Here is a 24,331-nt window from a genome sequence, read left to right on the forward strand (position 1 = left end):
GTGAAATCCCACTCACTCGTTGTTCAGTTTTCAAAGATCAAGCTCGTTGTTGGCTTATATTATCTCGTCACCAGCAACTCTTATAATATATCACGTTCGTTCGAGCAATGCAAGCTTTTTTTGAAACGATTTATTCAATCGTTTCTCATTTACTCAGCTGCGCTCCAACAACGCTTATTTATAATACCCCATAGTCATATAGAAAAGCAACCCTTTAGAAAAAGAAAGATAACCCACTTAATATTTAAACGGGTTATCTCCAAAAAACTATTGTTGATCGTATATTCACTCTTCTTAGTAGAATTTCGCTGCAGAGTATTTGCTTGCTACTTTAATTAATCCGGCATCTTTGTTATTCTTGCCCAAACCGGCATCAACTGTAGTGTCGATAGTCACCCATTTACCATCAAGCAGAACTTCGTTCCAAGCATGGTATGAAGTCACATAGCTGGTATTCCCCATCACCAATTTGGCAGGTATGCCTTGACTGCGGAGCATGGTTGCAAACAATGAAGCATAATCGTAGCAAATCCCCTTCTTGGTGGCCAGTGTATTGTCATTGTTGGGAATGTAGTCAGTCGTTACACTGGAAGCCAAGCTATAATCATATTTCACATTAGAAACGATGTAGTTGTAAATTGCTTTTACCTTTTGTTCATCAGTGGTCATCCCCTGTGTGAGCTGAGCAGCTTTTAGAACCGATTTATCAGAAGAACTCCATTTCACATTCTGTACGGAGCTCAAGTATACGGCGTTTGCATCGCTCAAACTGAGGTCTACGGTTTCGGAGGATATCACTTTGTATTTGTTGCCGGTAGTATTCTCCAGAACAGAAACTTTATAAGATCCGTTACCTTGCTGCAGCGGGAAGGTTTCATTGGGCTTAGCGGCATAGAGGTTATATGTGTAGCTGTTGTTGTCCTTAGTGATCATGAGCTTAATACGCTTGTCCTTAGGAACTTCATAGGAAACAGCAACAACACCCTGATTCAATTGCGATGTATTCAACCAGCCTGTGCCGGTACTGGCAGCTTCGGCTGAGCCTGTCTGAACAGAAGTGGCAACTACAAACAAAGTTAACAACGTAAAAAAGAACTTCTTCATGGATAAAACCCCTTTCGGTAGCTGGCTGCCATCCGTATCGGGGAAGGCCCTTTAGCTTTGCGTCCCTACCTTTCGATAGGTTTGCCGTTATCGTATAAGCTTTATCTGTTCTTACTTCTAGAGTGATTTGATAGATTCATATCTAAGAACAAACAAAAAAAGCCTCTTCATTCGGTAGCTGGCTGCCATCCATAGCGGGAAGGCCCTTTAGCTTTGCGTCCCTACCTTTCGATAGGTTTGCCGTTATCGTGCTTAGCTTTTATAGTTATATAGTATCATATTTATATCTATATTCAAGACCCAAACTACTAGATTCCTGCTACTTTTTAATAAAATTTTAATATACTTTACTTTTAGCCACAGCTAATTGGAACTAAGACAATCTGGCATGAATAATCAGGCGGTGAGTGGGATTGACCAATGGATCACAGGTAATCAGAGTGAGTATCTTATCATCGTTATGTCCATTTAATACGGAAACATCCGTAGGCTCTACGATTGAAATATCATACACTACGTATTGGTAATCCTGTTCCTTGGTTTGTACGGATATAGTATCACCAATCTCAACTTCATTAAGTCTGTTAAAAAGCCTCCCTGCAGTTCTTGATCTGTGTGCGGCAATCGCAGCATTGCCAACCTGCCCGATAGCCGCGGTCTCCTTCATATGGGCGGCGGCATGCTTCATGTTGGCTTTGGTCGCCCCCTCCAGTACGGGCAGCTTCAAATTGATTTTGTCGATCTGGATAATGCCTATGATTTTGCCGCCCAGCTCGATTTCAGGGGCTGGCGGTTCAGTCGCTTTTGCCTGTTCATCCTCAGAGGATTCTTCTGCAAGAAGCTGGGTGACTTCAGCATATTGCTTGCGCAGATCTGACTGCGGAGACGGTGAAGGCGAAATCTCACTGTACGCCTGTTCAGCTTCCTCCAGCAGCTTCTGCTGCTGCCAGTCGTTATACCACTCATTTGCTTTCGGGTACAGCATCAGCAGAATCCCGGCAAGAATAATTAAGTAAGAGAACTTGCGCATGAAATCACCTCCGTAAGTTAAGATATTTACATTAGGGACTTCGTCGGGACTACGGAGAATGTTTGGACTTCCGGCCGCTGTTGTCTGCAGATTTCTTGATTGTTACCGCTGTTCGCGGTGGAAATCCGCAGACAAAGGCGGACGCATTTGCTCCTACAGTTCCAAACTTCCCCTCCATCCCTTTTCCCTTTTGTTAGTTTTTCAGGTTTACTTTATCTAGTGCTTATTTTTTCAAAACACCCACTTCCGGCTTCCAAAAAAATTGATCACTACGGTTACTACGGTAACCAGCACTTTGGCAATCAGCACCTGAATGCCAAAGCGGCCGGTTAGCAAATGCATAAGCAGCACTGATATGCCCAGCACAACCAGGTTCAGCACAATAAACCTTACCAGCTGCATCCGGTCAAAGCCATCCTTGCTTCCCCGGTCCTGATCCCGAAAGGTCACCTTCTTGTTCCAAATGAAACTGTTGGCAGTACCAGCGCTGTAGGAGATGATTTGTGCCGGGGTATTCATCATCCCCAGTGAGTGCAGGAGAGTAAATATGGCAAAATCAATCAAGGTGTTCAGCACACCTACTGCATTGAATTTCAAAAACTGGATGAATCCTGCGTTAAGTTTCTTATCTGACATAATCGCTTTCCTTCCGCACGCCCGCATTCTCTTTGCCACTTTCTGCATCGCGGTAGCCCCTAGTCTCGCGCACGATATACAGCGGTCTATCCTTGGATTCATCATAAATCCGCCCAATGTATTCACCGATTACACCAAGCAGCATCAGCACAATACCATTAAAGAGCAGGTTCACACCCACGATAGAAGCCCAGCCGGGTACAGTCCATGAGGTGAACACCTTCTGGAACAAAACAAAGAACAGATAAAGAAAGCTCGAGAAGGACAGAAAGAAGCCAATATATGAGGCTATCTTCAGCGGTTTGTGGGAAAAGGAGGTTATGCCGTCCAGCGCAAACCGGATCATTTTTTTCAGCGGATATTTGGTTTCACCGGCAAAACGCTCTTCACGCACGTATTCAACCATGGTCTGGCGAAAGCCCACCCAGCTTACCAGCCCGCGGACGTAGCGGTTCTTCTCCTTCAGACCGCGAAGCACATCGCACACCTTACGGTCAATCAACCGGAAATCACCCGTGTCCGTAGGAATCTCCACACTGGTCATGCTGCTTAGCAGACGATAGAACATCTTCGCTGTTGCTTTTTTGAAGAGAGTCTCTCCCTGTCGCTTAAGCCGTTTGGCATAGACTACCTCATAGCCCTCTTTCCATTTCGCGATCATCTGCAGAATCACCTCAGGCGGGTCCTGAAGATCTGCATCAATAACCACGACTGCCTCGCCTTCAGCATAATCCATCCCCGCCGTAATCGCCACCTGATGGCCAAAATTGCGCGAGAAATCAATCAGCTTGACATGCTCGTCGCGGCTGCTGACCTCACGCATCATCTCAGCTGTACGATCCCGGCTCCCGTCGTTAACGAAGACAAGCTCGTAAGAATCGCCGCAGCCGTCCATGACCTTTTTGAGACGTTCATACGTATGCTGAATGACTTCTTCCTCATTGAACATGGGGACAATTACACTATATCTGGCTTTCACCTTGGGTTCCTCCTAAAATTGTGTAACTGCTGTGTAGCATTCGCCACTTCACTAGAACACCCAGGAAGGGAACCAGCGCAGCACAACGTCCACATATTCTTTACTAACCTGCATGCCTGACAGCACAGGATAAAACATTACAAAAAGCAGTGCGGCAATAGCCGCATAAGCATAACGCAAATACCGGGCCTCAGGGTATTTACTGTCGATCAGCTTCATGATGTACACAATGGCAAGAATCATGAACGGCACCATGGCAAAGTAGTGGTAAAGGAATGTCTCACGCGGCACCAGCATCCATGGAACATACTGGGAGAAAAACCCGATCCAGATCATGTACAGGTTCTTATCCTTGCGTTTGACTGTAAACCAGACCGAAGCCAGCATTGCAAAGATTCCGGTCCACCAGATCAGCGGGTTCCCCATGGTCACAATGCTGCTCACCTGTCCTTCCGGCAGTCCTTCACCGCCGCTGAAAAACCATACCGGCCGTTTCATGAAGGGCCATTCCCACCAGGAAGAAGCGAAGGGGTGGGTGGCAACAAGCTGGCTGTGGTAATTGTACATGTTCTTTTGCGCATCAATCAGACCTTTGAAGGTGTAGCCATCTGCCGAGACAGACAGAACCGGGATAAAGGACAGGCTGTAAATCACGCCTGGAATAATGACAAAAAACAGCACACAGCTAAGCAAAGTAACTATGGTATTCTTCCAAAACGATCCTTCCGCGGTGCTGCAGGCGGCCTTGAGCTCCTGATCCCCCACTCTGCCCTCCGCCAGCAAACGTCCCGCCGCTTTGTATTCCCTGTAGCGTTCAAACAGGGCAAGCGCCAGCATGATGGCAAGGCCCGCTCCTCCGTAGATTACAATCCACTTGGAGGCGACGCCGATCCCAAAAAACAGCCCCGACCAGAACAGAGGCACCAGCGTCCGGCACAGCGGAACGCGATAGAAGCTCATCGTGAAATACCGCTGCATGAAATAGAACATCAGCATGATGAAAAATACACCGTAGACGTCGATGGTCGAGATGCGCGTCTGGGTGAAATGCATGAAATCCAGTGCGAATAATCCGGCGGCAAGAGCGGCGTAGAGGCTCTTTTTGAATAACCGCAAAGCCATTATATAGATCAGCGGCAGCATGGCGATCCCAAACAGGGTGCCGATAATCCGCCAGCCGAACGGATTGACGCCGAACAGCTCCATCCCCACAGAGATCAGCAGCTTGCCAAGAGGCGGGTGGGTATTCTCATACGGGACGATACCGTGGGTATACTCATATGCTGTACGGGCATGATAAATTTCATCGAAATAGGTGCTGTTCATAAACCCGGAATTCTCCGGAATGACCGATTGTTCATCAAACAGATTGGACGGCTGGCCCCTTTTGGGAGTTGCAGCATCAGGGGTAACGCTGGCGACCGGAAGCGGCGTTTTGCCTCCCCCCTGTTCATAGAAGGCCATTTCGTTCAATGTGAATCCTGGAGAAGTAACGGTCAGCTTCACATATCTTGCGGCAACGTTCAAAGGCTGGCTTTTCCAGATAAACACATTGCCGACATCCTCGTTGACATCCAGCGGGCCGCTCCAGGTATCCGGCGACTGGCTGAACTCCAGCTTGAATTTGCCGGTCCCGACACCGCCGAATATGTTCACCCGTTCCAGCTGTCTGCTCTGGCCAAGGTCCACAACAAAGCTCTCGCCGCTGGCTGCCGGTTCCCACAAGGTTTCCGGGGCTTTGGTTGAGCCCAGATGAAATAAAGCAAGCGCCGCATAGACGGCGGTAATGCCCAGCATCCAAATCCAGTCTTTGCGCTGCAGCTTAGGCAGCCCAATTCGGCTGGCGCTTTTGGGAAGAGGGCGCATCTCCTCGGCCAGTTCCAGGTCCGCGTCATATTTCTCCGCCGCCGCGGCCGGGGGAAGAACCGGCTTAATTTCTTTGCGGACATATACTGCATACCCTACATACAGCATGTACAACGCCAGAGCAATATTGGCAATTGCAGTCACCAGCACAATGCCGTCCGAAGGCGGATTATTGCCGGCGTTCAGATGGGCCAGCGTATATCCTACGTTAAGATACTGTGTCAAAGTAAATCCGAGGAACAACGTCAGGAAACGGCGGTCCCGGCTCTCGATATAGGTGAACAGGCATAGGAGCAATGCCGGGTACATGTATCGTTCATGCATTTTCGTCCCGAAGACAAACACGATTGTGATGAGAACCATGCCGATAAAAAAGGACTTCGAAAGCTCTTTGCGGTCTTTTTTGAAAGAGTAATACGCGGCTAGGGCAACGGCCACCAGGATGAAAATAAAACCCCAGGCACGATAAGTAATTCCCAGCCACATGGAATCAATTGAAGCCCATAACGGATCGGTCAGCGCATATAGATTAAAAGCATTCACCGTAGAATAGGGATAGGAGGATAAGGTTCCCTTATAAAGATCAATCAGCCCGGCAATTCCGCCGTTATTCCAGAAGAATGGAGCCGCCAGTACTGCAAAGATGCCAAGCCCGTAAAGGGCGCCAACCGCAAGCTGCTTCCAGGCACGGTGATGGTAGAAGGCAAACAGCAGTACAGGTGTGAAAATCAGCGCCTGCGGCTTAACCAGCGTAGCCAGGGCAAAGAAGATGGCCGAGCGCACAAAGCGTTGTTCTGATGCGCCCAGAATACTCAGCAGCAGAAATACTAAAAAGAAAGAGTCCGCCTGCCCCCAAGCGGCAGAATCCATCAGCACCGCCGGATTGAACAGGAACAGGAGCATCAGGCCGATGGCCGTGCCGGAACCCAGTTTCGCACGTCCTGCACGGTAAATCAGCCAGCCGAGCACCAGATCGGAAATGATGGCCGGCAGCTTGAAGAGCAGCGTTTCTCCCCCCGAGCCGTGCGCAAATCCGAACAGTCCGCGAATAAGGCTCAGCACATACAATATGTACAAATAACCTGGAGGATAATCGGCAAAATACCCCTCCTCATAGAACTTGCCCGGCCCCAGGTCCACAAGCCGCTGGCCCCAGGCGATAAAGGTATTCATGTCATTCTGATATCCCTGCGCGGTCAAGCCAATCCAGATCCGCAGGATTAATGCCGCGCCGAAAACCACATAGAGCCACCGGGTATAGACAGCATCCGGCTGCTTCAAAAGCCGTTCACTGCGGAACGCCCTATTATAGAAAAAAGCGAAAAAAACACTGAACACTGCTGACAGCAGCAACAGCTTGGCAGGTGATACCTTATGCGGGGTCTCCGCAGCCTGGCCGCCTCCGTTCTGGGCTGCTGCCGCTCCGCTGTCGAGCGAGATGACACCGGCTCCCGCAGGAGCGGCATCTACCTGTTCTACCGACAGATCATCAAAGTAGGCTTTGCCTTGAATCAGACTGGCATAGCCGCCCAAAGCTGCACCGATGCCAAGCTCTTTTTGCCCGGAGCCGGTTTGGCCGTAGAATTCAAGGTACTGCCAATCTCCGCCCGTATCCGTGGTAGCGGGATACCCCCCTCCAATGCCTACGGGGAAAATGTTTGCACCCAGTCCCTGGCCTGCGGTGCTGGCGATTTTGACGTAACCGGAGATCTTATAATAGCTGTTAGGCGAGACTGCAATCGTCTGCACCCATTTGAGGTGATTGGGTTCCAGATTCTCAATAACCGCTGCCCTGGTACCGGAATGGACTTCCTCAGACTGCACAGAGAGCAGCCCCGAGCTGTCCCCCGGAATCCACATGTCCTTGGTCCAGCCCGCAGGAGCACCTTCCTCCCCTTCCTCAAAGCCCGGATTCTGCAGTAAATTACCCGCTGCATAACTGCTTGTTACAGGAAGAATGAACAATAACAGCATTAAAACCAACATTGCGGCCGTGCGTGTACTCCTGATCATCGTTCCAACCTCACCTCGTCAATGTTAATCCAGCCATTCCCGCCGGTTATGTAAATCTCCGCCTGCTCGCCCTCCTTGAGGGACGCATCCGGAAGCGCAACAGGGTGATATGCGTCCCCTGCTGTCAGTTCAGCTTCCGCCCGCACAGAGCCGTTCACCCGGATGCCTATCCTTCCTCCTGAACCCCCGGCGCTCACCATGGCGGTTAGTTTGTAGGTCCCTGTCTGGGCACTAAAGGTCTGTTGAATGCTTTTGTCTGAACCTATGTCTAGATAGGCCTGGCTTGCTCCCGAGTATGGATGGTTACTTGCCACACCTGTTCCCGCAGAAAAGCTCCAGCCAGTGGTGCCCTCTTCAAACCCCCCATTAGGCACTTCCGCATGAACTCCTTCAACATTAGAAGCAGCATTACCTTCCGTGTTGTTATAAATAAGCACACTATAATTGGTAAATTTCTTAATCATGTACCCACTGCTCACAGCAGGCACGGGGTCGTTGTTCCCAAAGATATATGCCGCCTGTCCCGGCCCAATGCCCGGAGCGCCAAATTTATACCGCCCAAAGGAAGACACCATCTGAAAAGCATCACCGGGATTGATATATTTGACCGAATCCAGAAAGTCATGCGGATTGATTTTCTCATAAAAAAGCACATAAATATAGGGCATGTTAACTTTATCTGTGACATAGATATCGCCGCTGGCAGTTTCCGAAGCGTACTGTATCGCATCTCCCAGCGAATCATAGAAGGCCGGGCCAATCTCCTCAGGAAACTTGCCAAAATAGGCATTTGTAAAAAAACCGAACATCACAGCAAATACGGCTACCGCCAGCAGAGCGGCAAGCTTCAGCTTCTGATACAGCCAGAATACCGCTGTGGCAACCAGCATAATCAGCGGATAGAAAATGATATTGATCCGGTTGATGTTCACGTCAGTAATTAGAGCCATCAGGGTGGCGATGACCAGCCAGAGCAATACGGTTATAAACCCAAGCCCCTCACGCCTGCGCTGATACACCTCATATATCATAACAATTAGCCCAAGCAGAGCAAAGGGCAGCGCAATCGGGTAAGCATAACCGTATGGAGAAATGGCATTCCACGGCAGCCCGTCGTTCCCGCTGCGCATCAGTTCAATAAACCTGCTGAAGTTGCTGGAAGCTGTGTGCAGAAGTTCTCCGCTGAATACAGAGGAAATCTGCTCCACCCGGGGCATGGTTAATCTGGGAATCGTGAAGAGCCTGGTGGCTATCTCTTGAAACCCATAATGATTAATTACTATAAATAATAGTATAGGCAGAGCAAGGAGCACAAAGAAAACAAGGTTCCATACCAGCGTCCGGAATTTCAAGACTCTACTATACGATAGAAGAAATGCGGCACAGATAGCAAATACCGGTACAAAAAAGTAGGCTGTTCCGTACGCATATAGCGAAATGGCCATGATAACCGTAAAGCCGTAGGACCATTTGGGTGTCTTGAAGGATTTCAGCAGACAATAGACGGCAATCAGAATCAAGGTTGGGAACAAATTGGATTCCAGCGCCCAGCGGGACATCATAATATGCCAGGGATTGATGGCGATGAAGAACATGGCGAATATCCCGCCTGCCCGGGTTGGAAACAGCTGTCTCATAGTTAAGTAGAAAAAAATCATGCCAAGCAGACCCATCACCAGACTCAGCGCCCGGACAGACAGCGGCGTCAGCCCGAAGAGCCAGAGAAAAGGCATGGATAAATAGGCATACAGCGCATTCTGTCCGCTGCCCCAGGCGATAAGGTGAATAGGCAGATGGACACCGTTGCGGTCAATCCCGTAATGCAGGATTGCATAAGCATCATAGCCGATGGATGCCTCATCCTGATTAAGTCCTGCAGGAATAGATCCGAGATAGACTATCCGCACAATCGCACCCAGCACAAACAGCGCGAGCGGCCAAGGATTGTCTATACAGGACCGGTACACTCTTTTAAATAGGCCGGAAATAGGGATCACCTCTTCAACAATATAATCCAAATGCCGGATGATGAAAAGAGCGTGAGAAAAAAGCCCCGCCTAATATAGGCAGGGCTGCAGAAATAGAAAACTACTAGTTCTGGTGATTGACGATATCTAACTTAACCCTGGCTGCCAATCAGAACGTAGCGCAGCACAATCAGGACGGCGAGCACCCACATCATCCAGTGGATGTCGTATTTCTTCTTGCCGGCAAGATTGGCGACACAAGCCAGGATGACATAGGTTACAATACCGAACGAAATCCCGTTCGCAATATTGTAAGTGAAGGGCATGATGGCAAAGGTAAGGAACGCCGGAATGGCCAGAACCATATCCTGAAAATCAATTTGGCGGATGGATTGCGCCATAAGCACACCGACAATGATCAGCGCGGCTGCAGTAGCCGGACCTGGAATCAGCGCGACAACCGGAGCCAGGAATAGAGCCAACAGGAAGCAGACACCGGTAGTTACGGCAGTCAGACCAGTACGGCCGCCTTCGGCTACACCGGCAGCACTCTCTACGTAAGCGGTAGTGGTGGAGGTTCCCAACATCGCACCGCCCGCAACAGCTACTGCATCGACGAACATGGCATTTCCGACACGCTTCTTGCCTTCTTCTGGGTTCTTCATAATTCCGGCACGCTCAGCAGTACCAACAAGCGTACCAAAGGTGTCAAACAATTCTACGAAAGTAAATGTGGCAATCGCGGACACGATACCGGTGTGCATAATGCCCTCCCAGTCAAATTCCCAGAAGTTCAGCTGCGAGAAGTCAGGAACCCAAGGCGTCTGCGGATTCGACAGCGTGCTGAAGTCAACAGCGCCCATGAGAATGGCGACTACGGTCGTGCCCAGAATCCCGAACAGGATCGCGCCGCGCACGTGCAGCACCATCAGGATGGAGATCAGCAGCAGGCCGATAATCACCAATTGAACATTGGTATTCTCCAGGCTGCCCATATGAATAACCGTTTCAAAGGAGAGGACATCTGTGAACTTATTGGCGGCGATATCCTTCCCGGCTTCAACGCCGATCGTCATCAGTCCGCTGTTCTTAAGGCCGATAATGGTAATGAACAAGCCGATACCGACGGTAATGGCATGCTTCAGGCTGTCAGGAATCGCGGTAAGCAGAATCTGCCGGACCCGGGTGATTGTCAACAGGATGAAGATAATACCGGAAATAAATACGGCGGTCAGACCCATTTGCCAAGTGAATTCATGATCGGTGGTTGCCGAGGACAAAACCACGGATGCAAAGTATGCATTAAGGCCCATACCAGGCGCCAGAGCTACCGGGAAGTTGATGAACAGTCCCATGGCAATGGTGAAAATCCCTGCAGCCAAAGCTGTAGCCAGGAATACGGAGTACCAGCCCATGTCGATACGGCCAAAAGCGGTCAGCGTGCCGGGATTCACCGACAAAATATACGCCATTGCCATAAAAGTGGTCAGACCGGCCATAATCTCTGTGCGCACTGTGGTGCCGTTTTCTTTCAACTTGAAAAAGCGGTTCAAATTGTTCTCCCCCTAAGGTGTATGTTGTCTGAAAGCAACAAAAAGCCGGCATCTTGGGAGACACCGGCCCGAAAAAAGAGCAGCTTCGCATGTCCAATGGATAAAAATCCAAAGGATCGTGAAGGCCTTGCTCTTCTTAATCGTAGCCAGGTCATTACGGTGACCTCGTAGAGACTTCCGGGCCGATTCCCGGAATTATACGAATATTTATGCTGCTCTAACGCTTTATTATTTTAGGTGTACGTGACATGAATTGTCAATGGTAAATACGAACAATGAACGTTGTTTTTTTGTTATTGTTCGTAATTCAGACATTTCTTCGGATGTCCCTAGTTTCGGATATAGAAGTTCAATATTCCATATCCGCATCTGCGGATGTGTTAACGGATAATATTAAAAGGATCACCAGTATACAAAATTGACTGGAAAGGATTCAAAAACTTGATATTCTAGTCTAATTAGACTACACTAATTGATATAGTCTAATTAGACTAAATATCATGAAAAGAGGTCGTTTTTATGTTATTTATTACAGGAGCAACTGGAACCGTCGGACATCAGGTCGTCAAATTCCTTAATGAAAAAGATGTGGAATTTAAAGCGCTCACCCGGACTCCGGAAAAACTGTTGAAAGATAAAACAGATAAAATGAGCATTGTCGCTGGCGATATTAAAGATTGCTCTGCCTGGTCAAACAGCCTGGGTGATGTTGACACATTATTCTTAATCCTTTTGGACGATGCCAGAGAAATTTTACAGGCGGCAAAAACCAATGGAGTTCAAAATATCGTGTTCTTATCTTCAGCTTCGATTAATCGTTCCGATTCAGATCACAATGATAATGCAAAAAAACATAAAGAGGTTGAAGATCAAATCAAAGCGTTTGGTTTTAACTATGCTTTTATCAGAGCCGAGGCATTTATGCATAATGCCATTTACTGGAGGGATCTTTTTAGATACAATAAGGGCACTATAAAACTGCCAGCCTTAGATGCAAAATTGGCAAGCGTGCATGAAACAGATATTGCCGAAGTGATTAGTATTGTTTTAACCGGCTTTAACAAGTTTTCCGGGCAAGTATTGACGCTTACAGGAGCAAATATTCTTAGCCAACTGAACATACTGTCAGAAATTTCCAAGCAGCTGGGACAACAGATTGGCTTCGAGGAGCAAACCATTGATGAATTTCATTCATACATGAAAAATTACATCGCTGAAGAATATATTAACCTTAGAATCCAAGACTGGGAGTACACTTTAAAGCACGGTCTCAGCCTTACAAATACGGTCCTGACTATTCTTGGCCGGGAACCTCTTACGTACAGAGAGTGGGTTTCTGAGCATTTAAGTGCTTTCAAATTTTAAACAGAAAGAGGAATTCGCGATTATACCCTTATTGATACTTGGCTTACTGAAGGATTGCGGGCAATCAAGCGCTTATGAATTGTTAAATATATTTAAGGAGCGAAATTATAGGTACCTCGTACATGTTACGAAGGGATCGCTGTATTATAACTTGCAAAAGTTAGCTAATGAGGGTTTTGTACGGCTTGTTGAGGTCGTTAGCGTAAACAACTATCCCGAACAACATATCTACGAAATTACAGAACAAGGAAACGATTATTTCGATGCTTTAATGGCAAAACATTCCGTTCAGACCGATGACATTACTTTAGCCTTTTATATGACAACATTGTTTGCACATCAATATGATCCTGAACAATTTAAAAAAGCTGTATCTGTACAAATTGAAAAAACACAGAAAAAAATTGAAGAAATTGATTTTGTGCTAAATTCCAAAAAAGATATTATCTACGATACCGCAAAATCCATGATGAAAAATGTAAGGGCACACCATGAATTAAACTTGAAATGGTTTCATGAACTACTAGAACAATAAGCACGACACGGCCCCAGCGAATGCAACGGCCCGCAGTCCGATTGGAACTCGAAAGAGGCTCTGAACATGAAACGTCGAACCTTTAGCTACAACCTTGCCGCCAGATGCGGTAAGGTTGTTTTGTTTTTTTCGCTCCAGTTGATCTGCTCAAGCTCATGGACGAGTACAGAACCCTACGCAACAGCTTCATAATGTTCTTTTAGAATCTTGTTAATTCGTGAACGCCTGTTTACTTCTCTTCTTTCACACTGTTACATCCTCTATTTCAGTAACACCCGGCACTTTAGTTGTGAACCTTCTTGATTTTGGTCATAAAAAATACCCCCTTCTATTTGCTAAACAGCGCAGATAAAAGAGAGTAATTTTTTGCACTCTATAGTTACGGGTGAAAAGGAACTTTCAATGCCCTTTTATTCCCACTCAATCGTTGCCGGCGGTTTCGAGGTGATGTCGTAGACTACCCGGTTGACATTCTCAACCTCGTTAACGATACGTACTGAAATTTTCTCCAGCACCTCCCAAGGGATACGTGCCCAGTCGGCGGTCATGCCGTCGATGGAGGTAACCGCGCGGATGCCTACGGTGTACGAATACGTACGCTCGTCACCCATAACGCCCACACTCTTCATGTTAGGCAAGGCGGTGAAATACTGCCAGATCTCACGGTCGAGGCCAGCTTTGGCGATCTCTTCACGCAGGATGAAGTCGGAATTGCGCACGATCTCCAGCTTCTCTTCGGTAACCTCGCCCAGCACGCGGATAGCAAGTCCCGGACCCGGGAAAGGCTGGCGCCAGACGATGGCATGCGGCATTCCCAATTCTTCGCCCAGCTTGCGCACCTCATCCTTGAACAAGGTATTCAAAGGCTCGATCAGGCTGAATTTCATATCTTCCGGCAGTCCGCCGACATTATGATGCGATTTGATCGTCTGCGCCGTTGCCGTGCCGCTCTCCACAATATCAGTGTACAGCGTGCCTTGAGCAAGGAAGGAGAAGTCACCCAGCTTGGCCGATTCTTCGTCAAAGCAGTAGATGAACTCGTTGCCGATGATTTTGCGCTTCTGTTCGGGATCGGAGACACCTGCCAGCTTGCCCATGAAACGCTCGCGCGCATCAATCTTCACCACATGAATATCGAATTTGCCGACAAAGGTTTCCATTACGCTCTCAGCTTCGCCCTTGCGCAGAAGACCGTGATCGATGAACATACAGGTCAGCTGGTCGCCGATAGCCCGGTGAATCAGCATCGCAACTACCGAGGAGTCCACACCGCCGCTGAGGGCGCAGAGCACTTTTTTGTCACCGACTTTGGCCTGAATATCCTTGACGGCATCCTCAATAAACGATTCCATCGTCCATTTGCCTTCGCAGCCGCAAACCTCGTACAGGAAGTTCGAGATCATCTCATTCCCGTTCACGGAGTGGCGCACCTCCGGATGGAACTGCACCGCGAAGAATTTGCGGTCCGAATGGCTCATTGCTGCAATCGGAGCACTCTCTGTGCCGGCATCCAGCTTGAACCCGGCAGGAAGCTCCACCACATGGTCTCCGTGGCTCATCCATACCGTCTGGCCGCTTTCGAGGCCGGCAGCCAGCACAGCGTCCAATTCAAAATCAACGTTGGCCTTGCCGTATTCCCGCTTATCCGCACGTTCAACCTTCCCGCCCTGCTGATGAGCCATAAGCTGCATTCCATAGCAGATGCCGAAAATTGGCAGCCCCAAATCATAAATGGCCGGATCTACGTGAGGTGCATCCTCAGCGTAAACACTGCTTGGTCCCCCGGAGAACACGATCCCTTTTGGCGAAAGTGCCTTAATCTTCTCAATTGGCGTATTATACGGCAGAAGCTCGCTGTATACCCCCAGGTCACGGATTCTGCGCGCGATAAGTTGATTGTATTGTCCCCCGAAATCGAGAACGACGATTATTTCATTTGGCTTGTTCATTACGTGCCTCCCTTGATTATTGGATTCATTATACTCATGGTTAATTCTCACCGTCAAGGAAAGGAAGACACGTTGCCTCTATGGTTTTCCCCTTATCCAGTGAGCGAATACCCGCAGTTTGGCGGATGTTGACAGTATGGGGTTCTGCAAGATAAATCAGAGGGGATTTATGGTTGGCGCAGGGAGGGACATACCGGGATTATTTCAAAAACTAATCCAAGTGGAAAAAGGAAACTTAAATGACCGGATCCCGCGTCCCCGCAAGCATTAATTGGAAAAAGGATCACTAATTCGGCCGATACGCATCCTCAGCAGGAAATTCGCTTAATTTAACTCTACTTTTTCCCACTATCGCCTCTAAAAGAAGGCTCCTGCGTCCATTTAGATGTACTAATTCCACTTCGCTTTCCCGCAGATGGTAGCGATCCTACTCTTCTGTTTTTGTTCCCGGCCCCTCCTGCAAAGAAGAAGTCACAGGTTCAGCAGCACCATCAAAAGGAAATCATAGTTTCCTGTACAAGAACAAATTCACCCAGACGGGTAACTAAAAACTTGGATCTTTCGACGCCCGGATTGTTGTACAAAAGGGAATTAATCTCCTACACGATCAAAAAACAGGCCATTCTCTGCACGGGCAGCGATGGCCTGCTGATTAAGTCAGGCGAAAGGTGATCGCCAGACAGTTGCCGACAAAGGCCGCGGACTCTGCGTCGGCTTTTGGGACTAGAGCCGAGCCTCTTTGACGAGGCGGCAGGGTATCCCGGACTGCTGCTGACTGGTGCGGGGAGATGTCCGGGACCGCCGCTGACTGGGGCGGCGGGAGGCCCGGGAGCAGCGCTGGTTCACGCGCCGGGATGGCCGGGAAGCCGCGCCGGGTGGACAAGCACGGAGGTGCTGATGCCGCCGCGTGGCTGCTGTACGCCAGGGCTTCCCACTGGCGTATGAACTGCCGGACCGCGGCGCGGAGCCGCGCGTCCTCAATCGCCAGGGAGGCTGCGTACTCCCTGGCCGTTACCCCGGGCGGCGGCGGCCCGTACCGCGCAGTCAGCCCGCGCCAGGCCAGAGCGGCCGCGCGCAGCTGCCGCTCGCGGCTGACCCTGCCGGCGCGCCGCGCCGCCGGCAGCAGGGCCAGGCAACGCCGCCAGCGCCAGGCGGCGGCCAGCCCCAGCAGCGCCGCGGCAGCCGGCGCTGGCGGGTTCCCGCCCGCCTGCGGCAGGGCGGGCAGGGCGTCCGCGCCAAGCGAAGCGGACGCGGGGGTTCCCGGCGGCGCGGATGCAGCCGCCGCGGGGTCCGCCGCCGGGCCTGCGGCAGCGGCGAGGGCGGCAGCGGGCGTGGGGTCGAACGGGACCCAGCCCGTGCCGGGAAAATAGACCTCCACCCAGGCATGCGCATCGCCCTGGGTAACCTCATAGCGCGGCGGTACAGCATCTGCCGCCAGGGTCCCCGGCCCGTAGCCCTGGACATAACGGGCCGGAATGCCGGAGCTGCGCAGCAGCACAGTCATCGCTGTCGCAAAATGCACACAGTAGCCCTGCTTCGTGACGAACAGAAAATCATCCGTGAAATCAGACCCCTGTGGCGGTATCCGGGTCTTCAGCGTGTAGGTAAATCCGTTCTGCAGGTAATCCCGAACGGCGGAGACAGCGGCATAGCGCGTGTCCGCCGAAGCCGTGAGCCTCCCGGCCAGCTCAGCGACCCGGCGGGGCAGCTGAGCCGGCAGCTGCAGGTATGAATCGCGCACAGACACCGGGTCCATTCCGGCAGAAGCCCGCAGCACTGCCGGGTCGCTCTCCGGAAGTATCGATGCTACTGTGTATTCCGCAACTCTGACGGAACCGCCCGCCTCAGGAAGCCTGAAGCTGTTCTTCTGCGGATTAGCCAGCACATAGCCAAGCTGGCTGCCATCCGTCAGTGTGACATTTCCGATATCAGCCACCGTTCCGGCACTGAACAGCGGCAGTCCGCCTGAAGAGGGGACCGCGAATTGAATCCGCTGAACCAGCCTGCGGCTCTTTCCGGCCTCCTCTGCCTGGTTCTGCCCAAGACCCGGCAGAGCGGTTAGATTAAACGGCAGAAATGCTGCCCCGTCCCTGATCCAGCGGCGTCCATCATAGTAGGCAATGCTCTCTCCCCTCCAGTAGGAGGGCTGATTGGCCACAACACTGAAAACCGCTTCAGTACTGGAGGCCAGAGGAGCGCCAAGCTCTGCATCTCCAGAACCATAGCCTGTGCTCCCTGACCCGATCTGCTGCTGTTGTGAAGGTCCCTGCATTTGCCCTGCCGCCCAGTGCTGCATCTTGTCCAATATCGGCTGGAAGGTGATCGGCCCGCCTTGACGCGCTCCATACAGCTGCCCGCCTGTCCAGGCGGCCAACGTTATGATCAACGCTGCGGCCAGTGCCAGACCTCCCCAGCGCGTATAAGGGAGGGCAGCGCCCCCGGTGCCTTCTTTAAGCCGCAGCAGACGGTTCAAGGCTTGCAGCCAGAGAATCAGACCCAGAGCAACTATGACTTCCCCGGTTGTTTTCACCGTGAAGCCCATATCCAGCGCCAAAAGGTATACCATGGTCACTATAGTAAACAGCGTCGTGCTGCCTCTGTACAGCGCCAGCTGCTGCACAGAGCAAACCAGCAGCCCCCAGCCCAGCACCAGAATCAGCAAGCGGCTATTCTCGCTTAGCGCTGAGATATGTCCTGAGAAGAGCAGCGCCAGATCGTCTGGAACCTCTGAAGCATACAATCTTAGCCAGTGTCCCCCCTCATTGCCGTCACCTATATAGAACCAGGTCAGAGACATGATTATGAATTGAATCGAATATTGAACGAAAATAGGAAGCCGAAGGCTTCCCCACAACAGCAAGGCTGCGGCGCATAACAGCAGCGTGTGCAGCAGCCGCCGTGTATCCGGCTCCACGGCAATCCGGAGCAAGGGAAGCAGCCATTCCATGAATAGCCCCATAATGGCCAAAGAGAACAGCAGCCGATAATGCAGAGGACTGCTGTCCCTGCAATCAGCTTGACTGTCCTCCACATGATCCCGGATCTCCAAGGCTGCTGAGGTATCGGTCCGCAGCCTCCAGCGCTTCTTCCGCACGGGCAGCGGTCCGGCAAACTCTACTGCCGCTGCAGTCATCCTCCCCCTACCAAAGCGTTGACCGCTCTTGGAAACCATGGACTTCCACCCCCTTGTTTCCTTTGGACAGGGAACTGTCCCCAAGGCAATACAGGCAAGCTCCAAGTCTGGTCAAGCTGGCGCCGATTGTGGCTGCCGGGCTCCACTGGCTATTCACCGAACCGCCTGCCGGCCGCGGTGCGGGCTGATCCCAGACATAGTACAGTTCAACCTTCACGCCCTGCACCAGAAAACGGGCAAGCGTACGGGCGGATTCTTCCTCCAGCCTGCCGGTGATGACTACAGCTGTCATCCCGGGAATCCATCCCCGCGAAGCATCCTCCAGCAGCGCGCTTAGAGAACGCCCGCCGTCCGGGGCAATCTCGGTGAGCATATCCTGTATTCTGGACGGGATCTGCCCTAGTCCTTCATGTCTGGCCATGCCTTCCGGCCATCCGGCGCTGAAGAACTGCACATAGGAGCCGGTTCGCTCTGCAGCCAGCAATAGCCCCATTGCAGCGGAAACGGCCTGTTCAAATGGAGCAGGCGGGTCCCCGCGCTGCCCCCGCGGTGTCAGAGCTCCGCAAGGAATTTCATATTCCCCTGAGCTATTGGCAAGAACAATGCAGGACATGCGTCCTTCTTCCCGCTCCGGCACCCGGCTCTGCAGCGTTCCCTTCCGTGCACTGTTCTTCCAATGAATCCGGCTGAGCGGGTCACCCGGGGCATAATCGCGGATTTCACCGGCTTCGGCGCTGTAATTACGCGTTCGGCTGCTGCTTACCGTGTCACCCGGCTTTGCGCTGCTGTATTGCGCAGCTCTGCCTATATACAGGGGTCTTGGCCGGACTTTGAAGCTGTCGCCGCTCCCGGACTGACAGCCTCCGGTGAATAGGCCAAGCAAATCTCCCCAGCTGACACTGCACCCGTGAAGCCGGTGTACCCCGCGCTGCACCTCATGCAGCGAATAAGTATAGGCCAGCGAGCGCCGGAATCCGGGAAACAGCAGCTGCTGGTGCGTCCCGCCGCTCCATTGGTCGGCTATAACCATCCAGGGCAATGGAATCCGTGTCCTGAAGGTAACCTTCACGTCCACAGTCAGCGTATCCCCGGCTGTAGGATGGACAGCAGACAGGCTGCGGGTAACCGTCACTTTACGGGGACCCAAGAGCTGCAGCAGCAGCCCTCCAAGCATTAGAACTCCGCTGGCCGTTAAGAGAAACAGCAGTGTTTCCCCTCCACGCCAGGCATACAGCGCACCGATGACAGCCGCCACTGAGAGTATTCTTATCCATTCTCCCGCGATATTCCGGGCCCGGCGGACAGGCAGGCTTCCGGTCGTATTTAGGCTATTATGTTCTTTCCGGTCAAGCGGGTTCGGTTTCATTAAGGATGAAGAGGACAATTGGGCTACCCTTCCTTTGGCCATAGACTAGCTTCCTGCAGCCATCCTTAGGGGCATGGCTTAGAGGAGCCTGATAATGTCTATTCTTCCCACGAAAAAGAGTGCCCAGACCTCCGGCTTTGCTGCATTTCAAAGCGTTTTAACCCTGCGTTCCTCCGCAGTCACTGCTGCGGCCAGCGGCGGGTGTCCGGCAGCATCCAGCAGCCCGCGGAGGGAGACCCATAGCGAAGAGCCGATGAGCTGCACATCCGCACTGCGGACCTGCTGTCTGCCGTCCCCATCCGTTACGGTGAGCTGCTGATGCGCTGCATCCGCCAGAATGGTCCGGCCATTCCAGACCACCCTGCCGCTGCGGCTGGACACCTCCCAGCTGACCTTCCCCCCAAGCCTTTCGACTGCTGCACGCAGCGGCACCTTATATTGTCCCTCACTGATGGTGTACTCTCCGGGGAGCAGCTTGGTTTCCAGCAGGCCAACCTCCAGTGCCAGAGCCTTGCCCGGTGTGAACAGCTCACGGTTGGGAATGATATTCGCAGCAATCCACGCCTTGGAAGGCCGGGCATGACCCGCTCCGGCAGCGGAGGCAGATACTCTGAACTGGACTGGCTGCACCTCTCCGTCCAGCACGCCAAAGGCATATCCAGCTGCTTTATAGCGCTTGATAATCTCCGGCAGGGCCTTGGTGCTCTGCTCGTGGCCTCCTCCATCATGAAGCAGCAGGATCACCCGGGGAGCGGTCATATCGGCTACAGATTCCTGTACAATATCCTTTGCGGGCACCCCTTTCCGCCTGGAATCACCGCTATCTACCGTCCAGTCCATAACAGAATATCCGGCTTGGGCGAGGAGCTGGAAGTACGTCTTGTCGAAATGTCCGAACGTGCCGCCCGGTGCACGTACGAGCTGCGGGCGCACCCCTGTGATGTTTCGGACAATCTCCTCGGTTTGCTTGATTTGCGACCAAAACTCTGTAAATCTGCTATATAAATCATGGTAATTATGATTATACGTATGATTGCCGATGGCATGGCCTTGTTCCCATATGGCACGGATCAGCTCAGGCCGCAGTTTGGCCTGCTCCCCAAGTACAAAAAAGGTCGCCTTCACCCCCTGCTGGCGCAGAATATCCAGAACTTTTGGAGTGATTTTGCTGGGACCGTCGTCAAACGTTAAGTAGACTATTTTTTGTTTGGTCTGCGCAGGCAGGCGAGGTTTGGCAGGAGCTTTGGATACTGCGGCTCCACTCTTTACTGCAGCCTCTGCCCTTATTGCAGTCTTTGCTGTGGTTTGGGCGGCTGCCTGTGAAGGCGTAAGGCTCCTGGAAAACGCTGCGCCAGAAGTGAAGCTTGGCAGCGGTTGAAGCCGGCCGGCCTCAGGCGGCGCCAGAGGCACGCCTTGCATCAGGGCAGCCGGAAGATTATTCTTAAAGAGTATTGTGCGCCCCGCAAATGCAAGGACTAGAACCACCATAGTAAGCAAACCGCCGAGCACGATCCGGCGGACATTATTTTTTCGGCAACCCTTCATCTTCTCTACCTCCAGCTTCCTTTTGGCGCGTTTGCGTCTTTTGGTAGATTGTATGAAGACAAGCCCGGAAATAGAATTAGGCATGGAGCCCTTGGAGAGTGAAGACTTATGGAAATGCTGAATTGGATACAGGAATTATTCGCCAGTTATGGCTATAGTGTACTTTTTTTCGGACTTTTGCTGGAGTTCGTGGCTCTGCCTTTTCCCGGAGAAACCACCATGGCCTTTGCAGGCTTTCTCTCTTATACCGGCAAACTTGACTTCTTTGTGCTGATCGCTGTGGCTTTTGCCGGGACTACAGTTGGCATGACGGTGACTTATTTTATCGGGCTCAAGGCCGGACTTCCTTTTATTCAGCGTTATGGCAAATGGTTTCTGTTCTCAGAGAGCAAGCTGGAGAAAACGCAGCACTGGTTCGACCGTTATGGCAGCATTCTCGTTTCCATCGGCTACTTCATCCCTGGCGTACGTCATTTTACCGGCTACTTTTCGGGCATTACCGCTCTGCCGTTCCGTAAGTTTGCCCTCTACGCATACAGTGGCGCCTTGCTGTGGGTAGTGCTTTTTCTGGGAATCGGAAAAGTGTTCGGCCCCCAGTGGATGGGCATCTTCCATCTGATAGAGAAAAATGCAATCTGGATTGCCTCCGGCGTCGCAGCCGTCGCAGCAATTATCATCCTGTACCGCTACAGACACAAGATCGGGGCCCGGCTGCTCCGGCGCAAAACAGGCATTAACCTGGAAACCCAGGTGGTTAAGGTCAAAGAGCCTTCCAAGTGAAAAAATGGCGTATTTTTTCTTTTGTCACCGGTGCTGTTCCCTTGGTATCCTCTTCCGGTAATGGAGCAGCCATGCCAGCACTCCGAGCAGCAATGCCGCCCCTGCGAAGCCGGCACCGCCTGCGAAGCCCAACGTCCTTGGCTCCATGACCTCCAGCAGCCAGCCAGCGCTGAACATGGACAGCCCAATCAGTGAACCGCCCAGCGCTGATAATATCCCAAAAACAACCGGCTGCTGGGCGGCAGGCGTTTCCCGCATCACTAGCGTATCCAGACAGGCACTCCCAATTCCCCCGCATAACGACAGCAGAATATATAGCACAAAGGCCACCCCGAAATGCCTGCTGCCACTGATGCACATCAGCAGAATTCCCTCCAGCAGCAGACCGGCAAGCGCAATCCCGAGAAGCCTCCGCTTCAGCAGCCGTCCTGCAAAAAAACTGAGGCTAAGCCCGATGCCGAGTGCGGCATAGAAAGCTCCGACCCCCACATCCCCCGCATGAAACACTTGTACCGCATACACACTGATCAGCACATTGTCCCATCCATTAATCACCGGCACCAGCAATTCATAGGCCAGAATGATCTGCAGCACCTGACTGCCGCCAATCAGAATCTTAAGACTCTGCCAGCGGCCAGTCCTTTTCAGGTGGCTTCTTTCCAGAACCGGCTCTGCCGGGTTGACATCCCCAGTCCGGCCAGTGTCGCTGGCAAGGTCCGCTGGAAACGATATGCCCCAGACCAGAAGAGCAGCCATCAGGAACGAGGCGGCATTCGCTACAAAAGCCATTTCCGGCCCCCACCACAGCGACACCAGTCCGCCTGTAAATGCCCCCAGGATCAGCACACAGCCGGTCATCAGCTGCTCCAGGCTATTGATTTTGTGTAGTGAGTCAGGACCGGCCAGCAGCGGAATTGAGGATTTGCGCACCGGACTGTACAGAGCCTCGCCAGCCGCCATAATAAAGCTCCCGGCATACAGCAGCCAGAGCTTATCGGCTCCGTCTACCCAAAGAAAGGATAGGGCGACTGGCACACGCAGCAAGTCAACGGCCATCATGATGGTTTTGCGCGGCAGCCTGCCGGCCAGCATTCCGCCAAGCGGAGCCATGAACAGAAAAGGCAGCACCCTCATGCCTAGCGAGATCCCTACTGCCATCCCCGATCCGGTCACCTGCAGAATCAGTGCCAGCATGGCGACACTGCTGAACCGGTCCCCAATGCCGTTAACCAGGCCGGCCGCAAACAGCCGGGAATACCCCTTAGATTTCCGTTTCAGCGCTGCCGCGGCGCTATTTTTCGTTATATCCATGTTCACAACATAACCCTCGCATTCATTGATTATATAATAATCTAATTAGATACTATTCTAATAACAAAGAAATAGCAAGCCTTTATTCACTTTGATTCCGTGTGAGAATAAAGGATAATGAAATACGAATACTCTAGGGAAGAAGGAAGCCTGTGTGAAAATTGACCGTCTGCTCTCCATTGTCATTCTGCTGATGAACCGCCCGCTGATCCAGGCCAAGGAACTGGCCGATATGTTCGAGGTGTCTGTACGCACCATCTACCGCGATATCGACAGTATTAACGGAGCCGGCATTCCTGTCGTCACTTATCAAGGCGCAAATGGCGGCATTGGGCTTATGGAGGGATACCGGCTGGACCGCAATGTGCTTACGGAACGCGAGCTGGCCGATATTTTCACCGCCCTGCAGAGCGTATCTTCTTATGGAGGCGGAGAACACAACCTGCTAATGGAGAAAATCAGCAGCGTGATTCCTCCCTCCAAGTCGCATGCCTTCCGCAGCAAAACTACCCAGCTAATTGTCGACTTCTCCCCCTGGGGGCTGCAGGGTCCGCTGGAGGAGCGTCTGGCTCTGCTGAAGGAAGCGCTGGAGGAGAGCACTGCCGTGGCTTTTGATTATGTCAACGCAGACGGCCAGATCAGCCACCGGATGGTGGAGCCATATACGCTTGTACATAAGGGGGCGGGCTGGTATTTATACGGATTCTGCACAGAGCGCCAGGATTTCCGGCTGTTTAAGCTGCTGCGCATGAAGTCGCTGGTCAAGGAAGCCCGGAGCTTCGAACGGCTGGATATTCCCCTGCAGGATCTGCCCTGGACAGAGGGCTGGAAAGAACCGCAGAATACCCAGACCATTGTCCTGCATTTTTCGGCAGAGGGCAGACATCTGGCGGAGGACTACTTTGACTGCGAGGAGCTGGAGGCGGATGGAAACGGCGGGTATACCGTTAAAGTAGCTTATGCGGAGAACAACTGGCTGTACAGTTTTTTGCTGAGCTTCGGAACGGTTGTGGAGGTACTTGAGCCTGAACCGGTCCGCCGCAGACTGGCCGCGCTGGCCGCAGAAATTGCGGCAAAATATAACATTAGCACATTAAGCTGAAGACATGCCAGAATAGAACAAACGGCTACGCTGTCCTTTACTGGAAAATGCTCTATCATGAATCCTGCGGCAACTCTAAGTGGAAAAAGGTTAACTA

Annotated in this window: 16 protein-coding genes and 3 riboswitches; of the genes, 4 read left to right on the top strand and 12 right to left on the bottom strand. The window is 51.7% G+C overall.

All coding sequences use genetic code 11. The features are described 5' to 3' along the window. Window positions 1-294: 294 nt before the first annotated feature. From BLQ82_RS25535 to BLQ82_RS25565, 7 genes are all read right to left on the bottom strand, one after another. A complete protein-coding gene (locus tag BLQ82_RS25535; RefSeq protein WP_062522524.1) occupies window positions 295-1,104 on the bottom strand; it encodes a transglutaminase-like domain-containing protein in 810 nt (269 codons plus the stop codon). A 13-nt stretch (window positions 1,105-1,117) separates the two neighbouring features. Next, window positions 1,118-1,200, bottom strand: a riboswitch (cyclic di-GMP riboswitch). 74 nt (window positions 1,201-1,274) lie between these two features. Then, a riboswitch (cyclic di-GMP riboswitch) is annotated at window positions 1,275-1,356 on the bottom strand. A gap of 121 nt (window positions 1,357-1,477) precedes the next feature. Beyond that, the gene (locus BLQ82_RS25540; protein WP_062522522.1) at window positions 1,478-2,134 is read right to left on the bottom strand and encodes a class D sortase; all 657 of its coding nucleotides are present in this window, start codon (window positions 2,132-2,134) and stop codon (window positions 1,478-1,480) included. A 231-nt stretch (window positions 2,135-2,365) separates the two neighbouring features. Further along, window positions 2,366-2,770, bottom strand: coding sequence for a GtrA family protein (locus tag BLQ82_RS25545; RefSeq protein ID WP_062522520.1), 405 nt, complete (start codon window positions 2,768-2,770; stop codon window positions 2,366-2,368). After that, window positions 2,760-3,749: a glycosyltransferase family 2 protein gene (locus BLQ82_RS25550; RefSeq protein WP_074648642.1), complete on the bottom strand. Its 990-nt coding sequence runs from the start codon at window positions 3,747-3,749 to the stop codon at window positions 2,760-2,762. The genes BLQ82_RS25545 and BLQ82_RS25550 overlap by 11 nt, the downstream gene beginning before the upstream one ends. Before the next feature lie 51 nt (window positions 3,750-3,800). After that, window positions 3,801-7,628: a glycosyltransferase family 39 protein gene (locus BLQ82_RS25555; protein ID WP_062522518.1), complete on the bottom strand. Its 3,828-nt coding sequence runs from the start codon at window positions 7,626-7,628 to the stop codon at window positions 3,801-3,803. After that, a complete protein-coding gene (locus BLQ82_RS25560; RefSeq protein WP_062522516.1) occupies window positions 7,625-9,646 on the bottom strand; it encodes a glycosyltransferase family 39 protein in 2,022 nt (673 codons plus the stop codon). The genes BLQ82_RS25555 and BLQ82_RS25560 overlap by 4 nt, the downstream gene beginning before the upstream one ends. Window positions 9,647-9,747: 101 nt before the next feature. Continuing rightward, complete coding sequence (locus BLQ82_RS25565; RefSeq protein WP_062522514.1) at window positions 9,748-11,148, bottom strand: NCS2 family permease; 1,401 nt, start codon at window positions 11,146-11,148, stop codon at window positions 9,748-9,750. A gap of 123 nt (window positions 11,149-11,271) precedes the next feature. Next, a riboswitch (purine riboswitch) is annotated at window positions 11,272-11,371 on the bottom strand. Between the two features lie 296 nt (window positions 11,372-11,667). On the opposite strand from BLQ82_RS25565, the gene BLQ82_RS25570 reads away from it, so the two are divergent. Together BLQ82_RS25570 and BLQ82_RS25575 are read left to right on the top strand one after the other, a co-directional pair. Then, on the top strand, window positions 11,668-12,513 hold the full coding sequence (locus BLQ82_RS25570) for an NmrA family NAD(P)-binding protein (RefSeq protein ID WP_062522512.1): 846 nt from the start codon (window positions 11,668-11,670) through the stop codon (window positions 12,511-12,513). After that, window positions 12,497-13,048 (top strand): PadR family transcriptional regulator, encoded by a 552-nt coding sequence (locus BLQ82_RS25575; protein ID WP_062522510.1) that lies wholly within the window; start codon window positions 12,497-12,499, stop codon window positions 13,046-13,048. The genes BLQ82_RS25570 and BLQ82_RS25575 overlap by 17 nt, the downstream gene beginning before the upstream one ends. 410 nt (window positions 13,049-13,458) lie before the next feature. On the opposite strand, the gene guaA is transcribed toward BLQ82_RS25575, so the two are convergent. The 4 genes from guaA to BLQ82_RS25595 form a co-directional block, all read right to left on the bottom strand. Continuing rightward, on the bottom strand, window positions 13,459-14,997 hold the full coding sequence (gene guaA, locus BLQ82_RS25580; RefSeq protein ID WP_062522507.1) for a glutamine-hydrolyzing GMP synthase: 1,539 nt from the start codon (window positions 14,995-14,997) through the stop codon (window positions 13,459-13,461). 652 nt (window positions 14,998-15,649) lie between these two features. Next, window positions 15,650-18,130, bottom strand: a complete 2,481-nt coding sequence (locus BLQ82_RS25585; RefSeq protein ID WP_062522505.1) for a DUF4129 domain-containing transglutaminase family protein — start codon at window positions 18,128-18,130, stop codon at window positions 15,650-15,652. Between the two features lie 7 nt (window positions 18,131-18,137). Further along, on the bottom strand, window positions 18,138-19,538 hold the full coding sequence (locus tag BLQ82_RS25590) for a DUF58 domain-containing protein (RefSeq protein WP_062522503.1): 1,401 nt from the start codon (window positions 19,536-19,538) through the stop codon (window positions 18,138-18,140). Between the two features lie 105 nt (window positions 19,539-19,643). Further along, window positions 19,644-21,041: a polysaccharide deacetylase family protein gene (locus tag BLQ82_RS25595; RefSeq protein ID WP_062522501.1), complete on the bottom strand. Its 1,398-nt coding sequence runs from the start codon at window positions 21,039-21,041 to the stop codon at window positions 19,644-19,646. Window positions 21,042-21,149: 108 nt separating this feature from the next. Between BLQ82_RS25595 and BLQ82_RS25600 the strand changes: the two genes are divergently transcribed. Continuing rightward, entirely contained in the window at window positions 21,150-21,821 is a 672-nt protein-coding gene (locus BLQ82_RS25600; protein WP_062522499.1) for a DedA family protein, read from the top strand. Between the two features lie 24 nt (window positions 21,822-21,845). Here BLQ82_RS25600 and BLQ82_RS25605 read toward each other — a convergent pair whose 3' ends face one another. Further along, window positions 21,846-23,132: an MFS transporter gene (locus tag BLQ82_RS25605; protein WP_074648644.1), complete on the bottom strand. Its 1,287-nt coding sequence runs from the start codon at window positions 23,130-23,132 to the stop codon at window positions 21,846-21,848. 154 nt (window positions 23,133-23,286) lie between these two features. Between BLQ82_RS25605 and BLQ82_RS25610 the strand changes: the two genes are divergently transcribed. Further along, window positions 23,287-24,234, top strand: coding sequence for a helix-turn-helix transcriptional regulator (locus tag BLQ82_RS25610; protein ID WP_062522494.1), 948 nt, complete (start codon window positions 23,287-23,289; stop codon window positions 24,232-24,234). Window positions 24,235-24,331: the final 97 nt, after the last annotated feature.

The sequence above is a fragment of the Paenibacillus jilunlii genome (assembly GCF_900102965.1).
Lineage (GTDB): Bacteria > Bacillota > Bacilli > Paenibacillales > Paenibacillaceae > Paenibacillus_AQ > Paenibacillus_AQ jilunlii.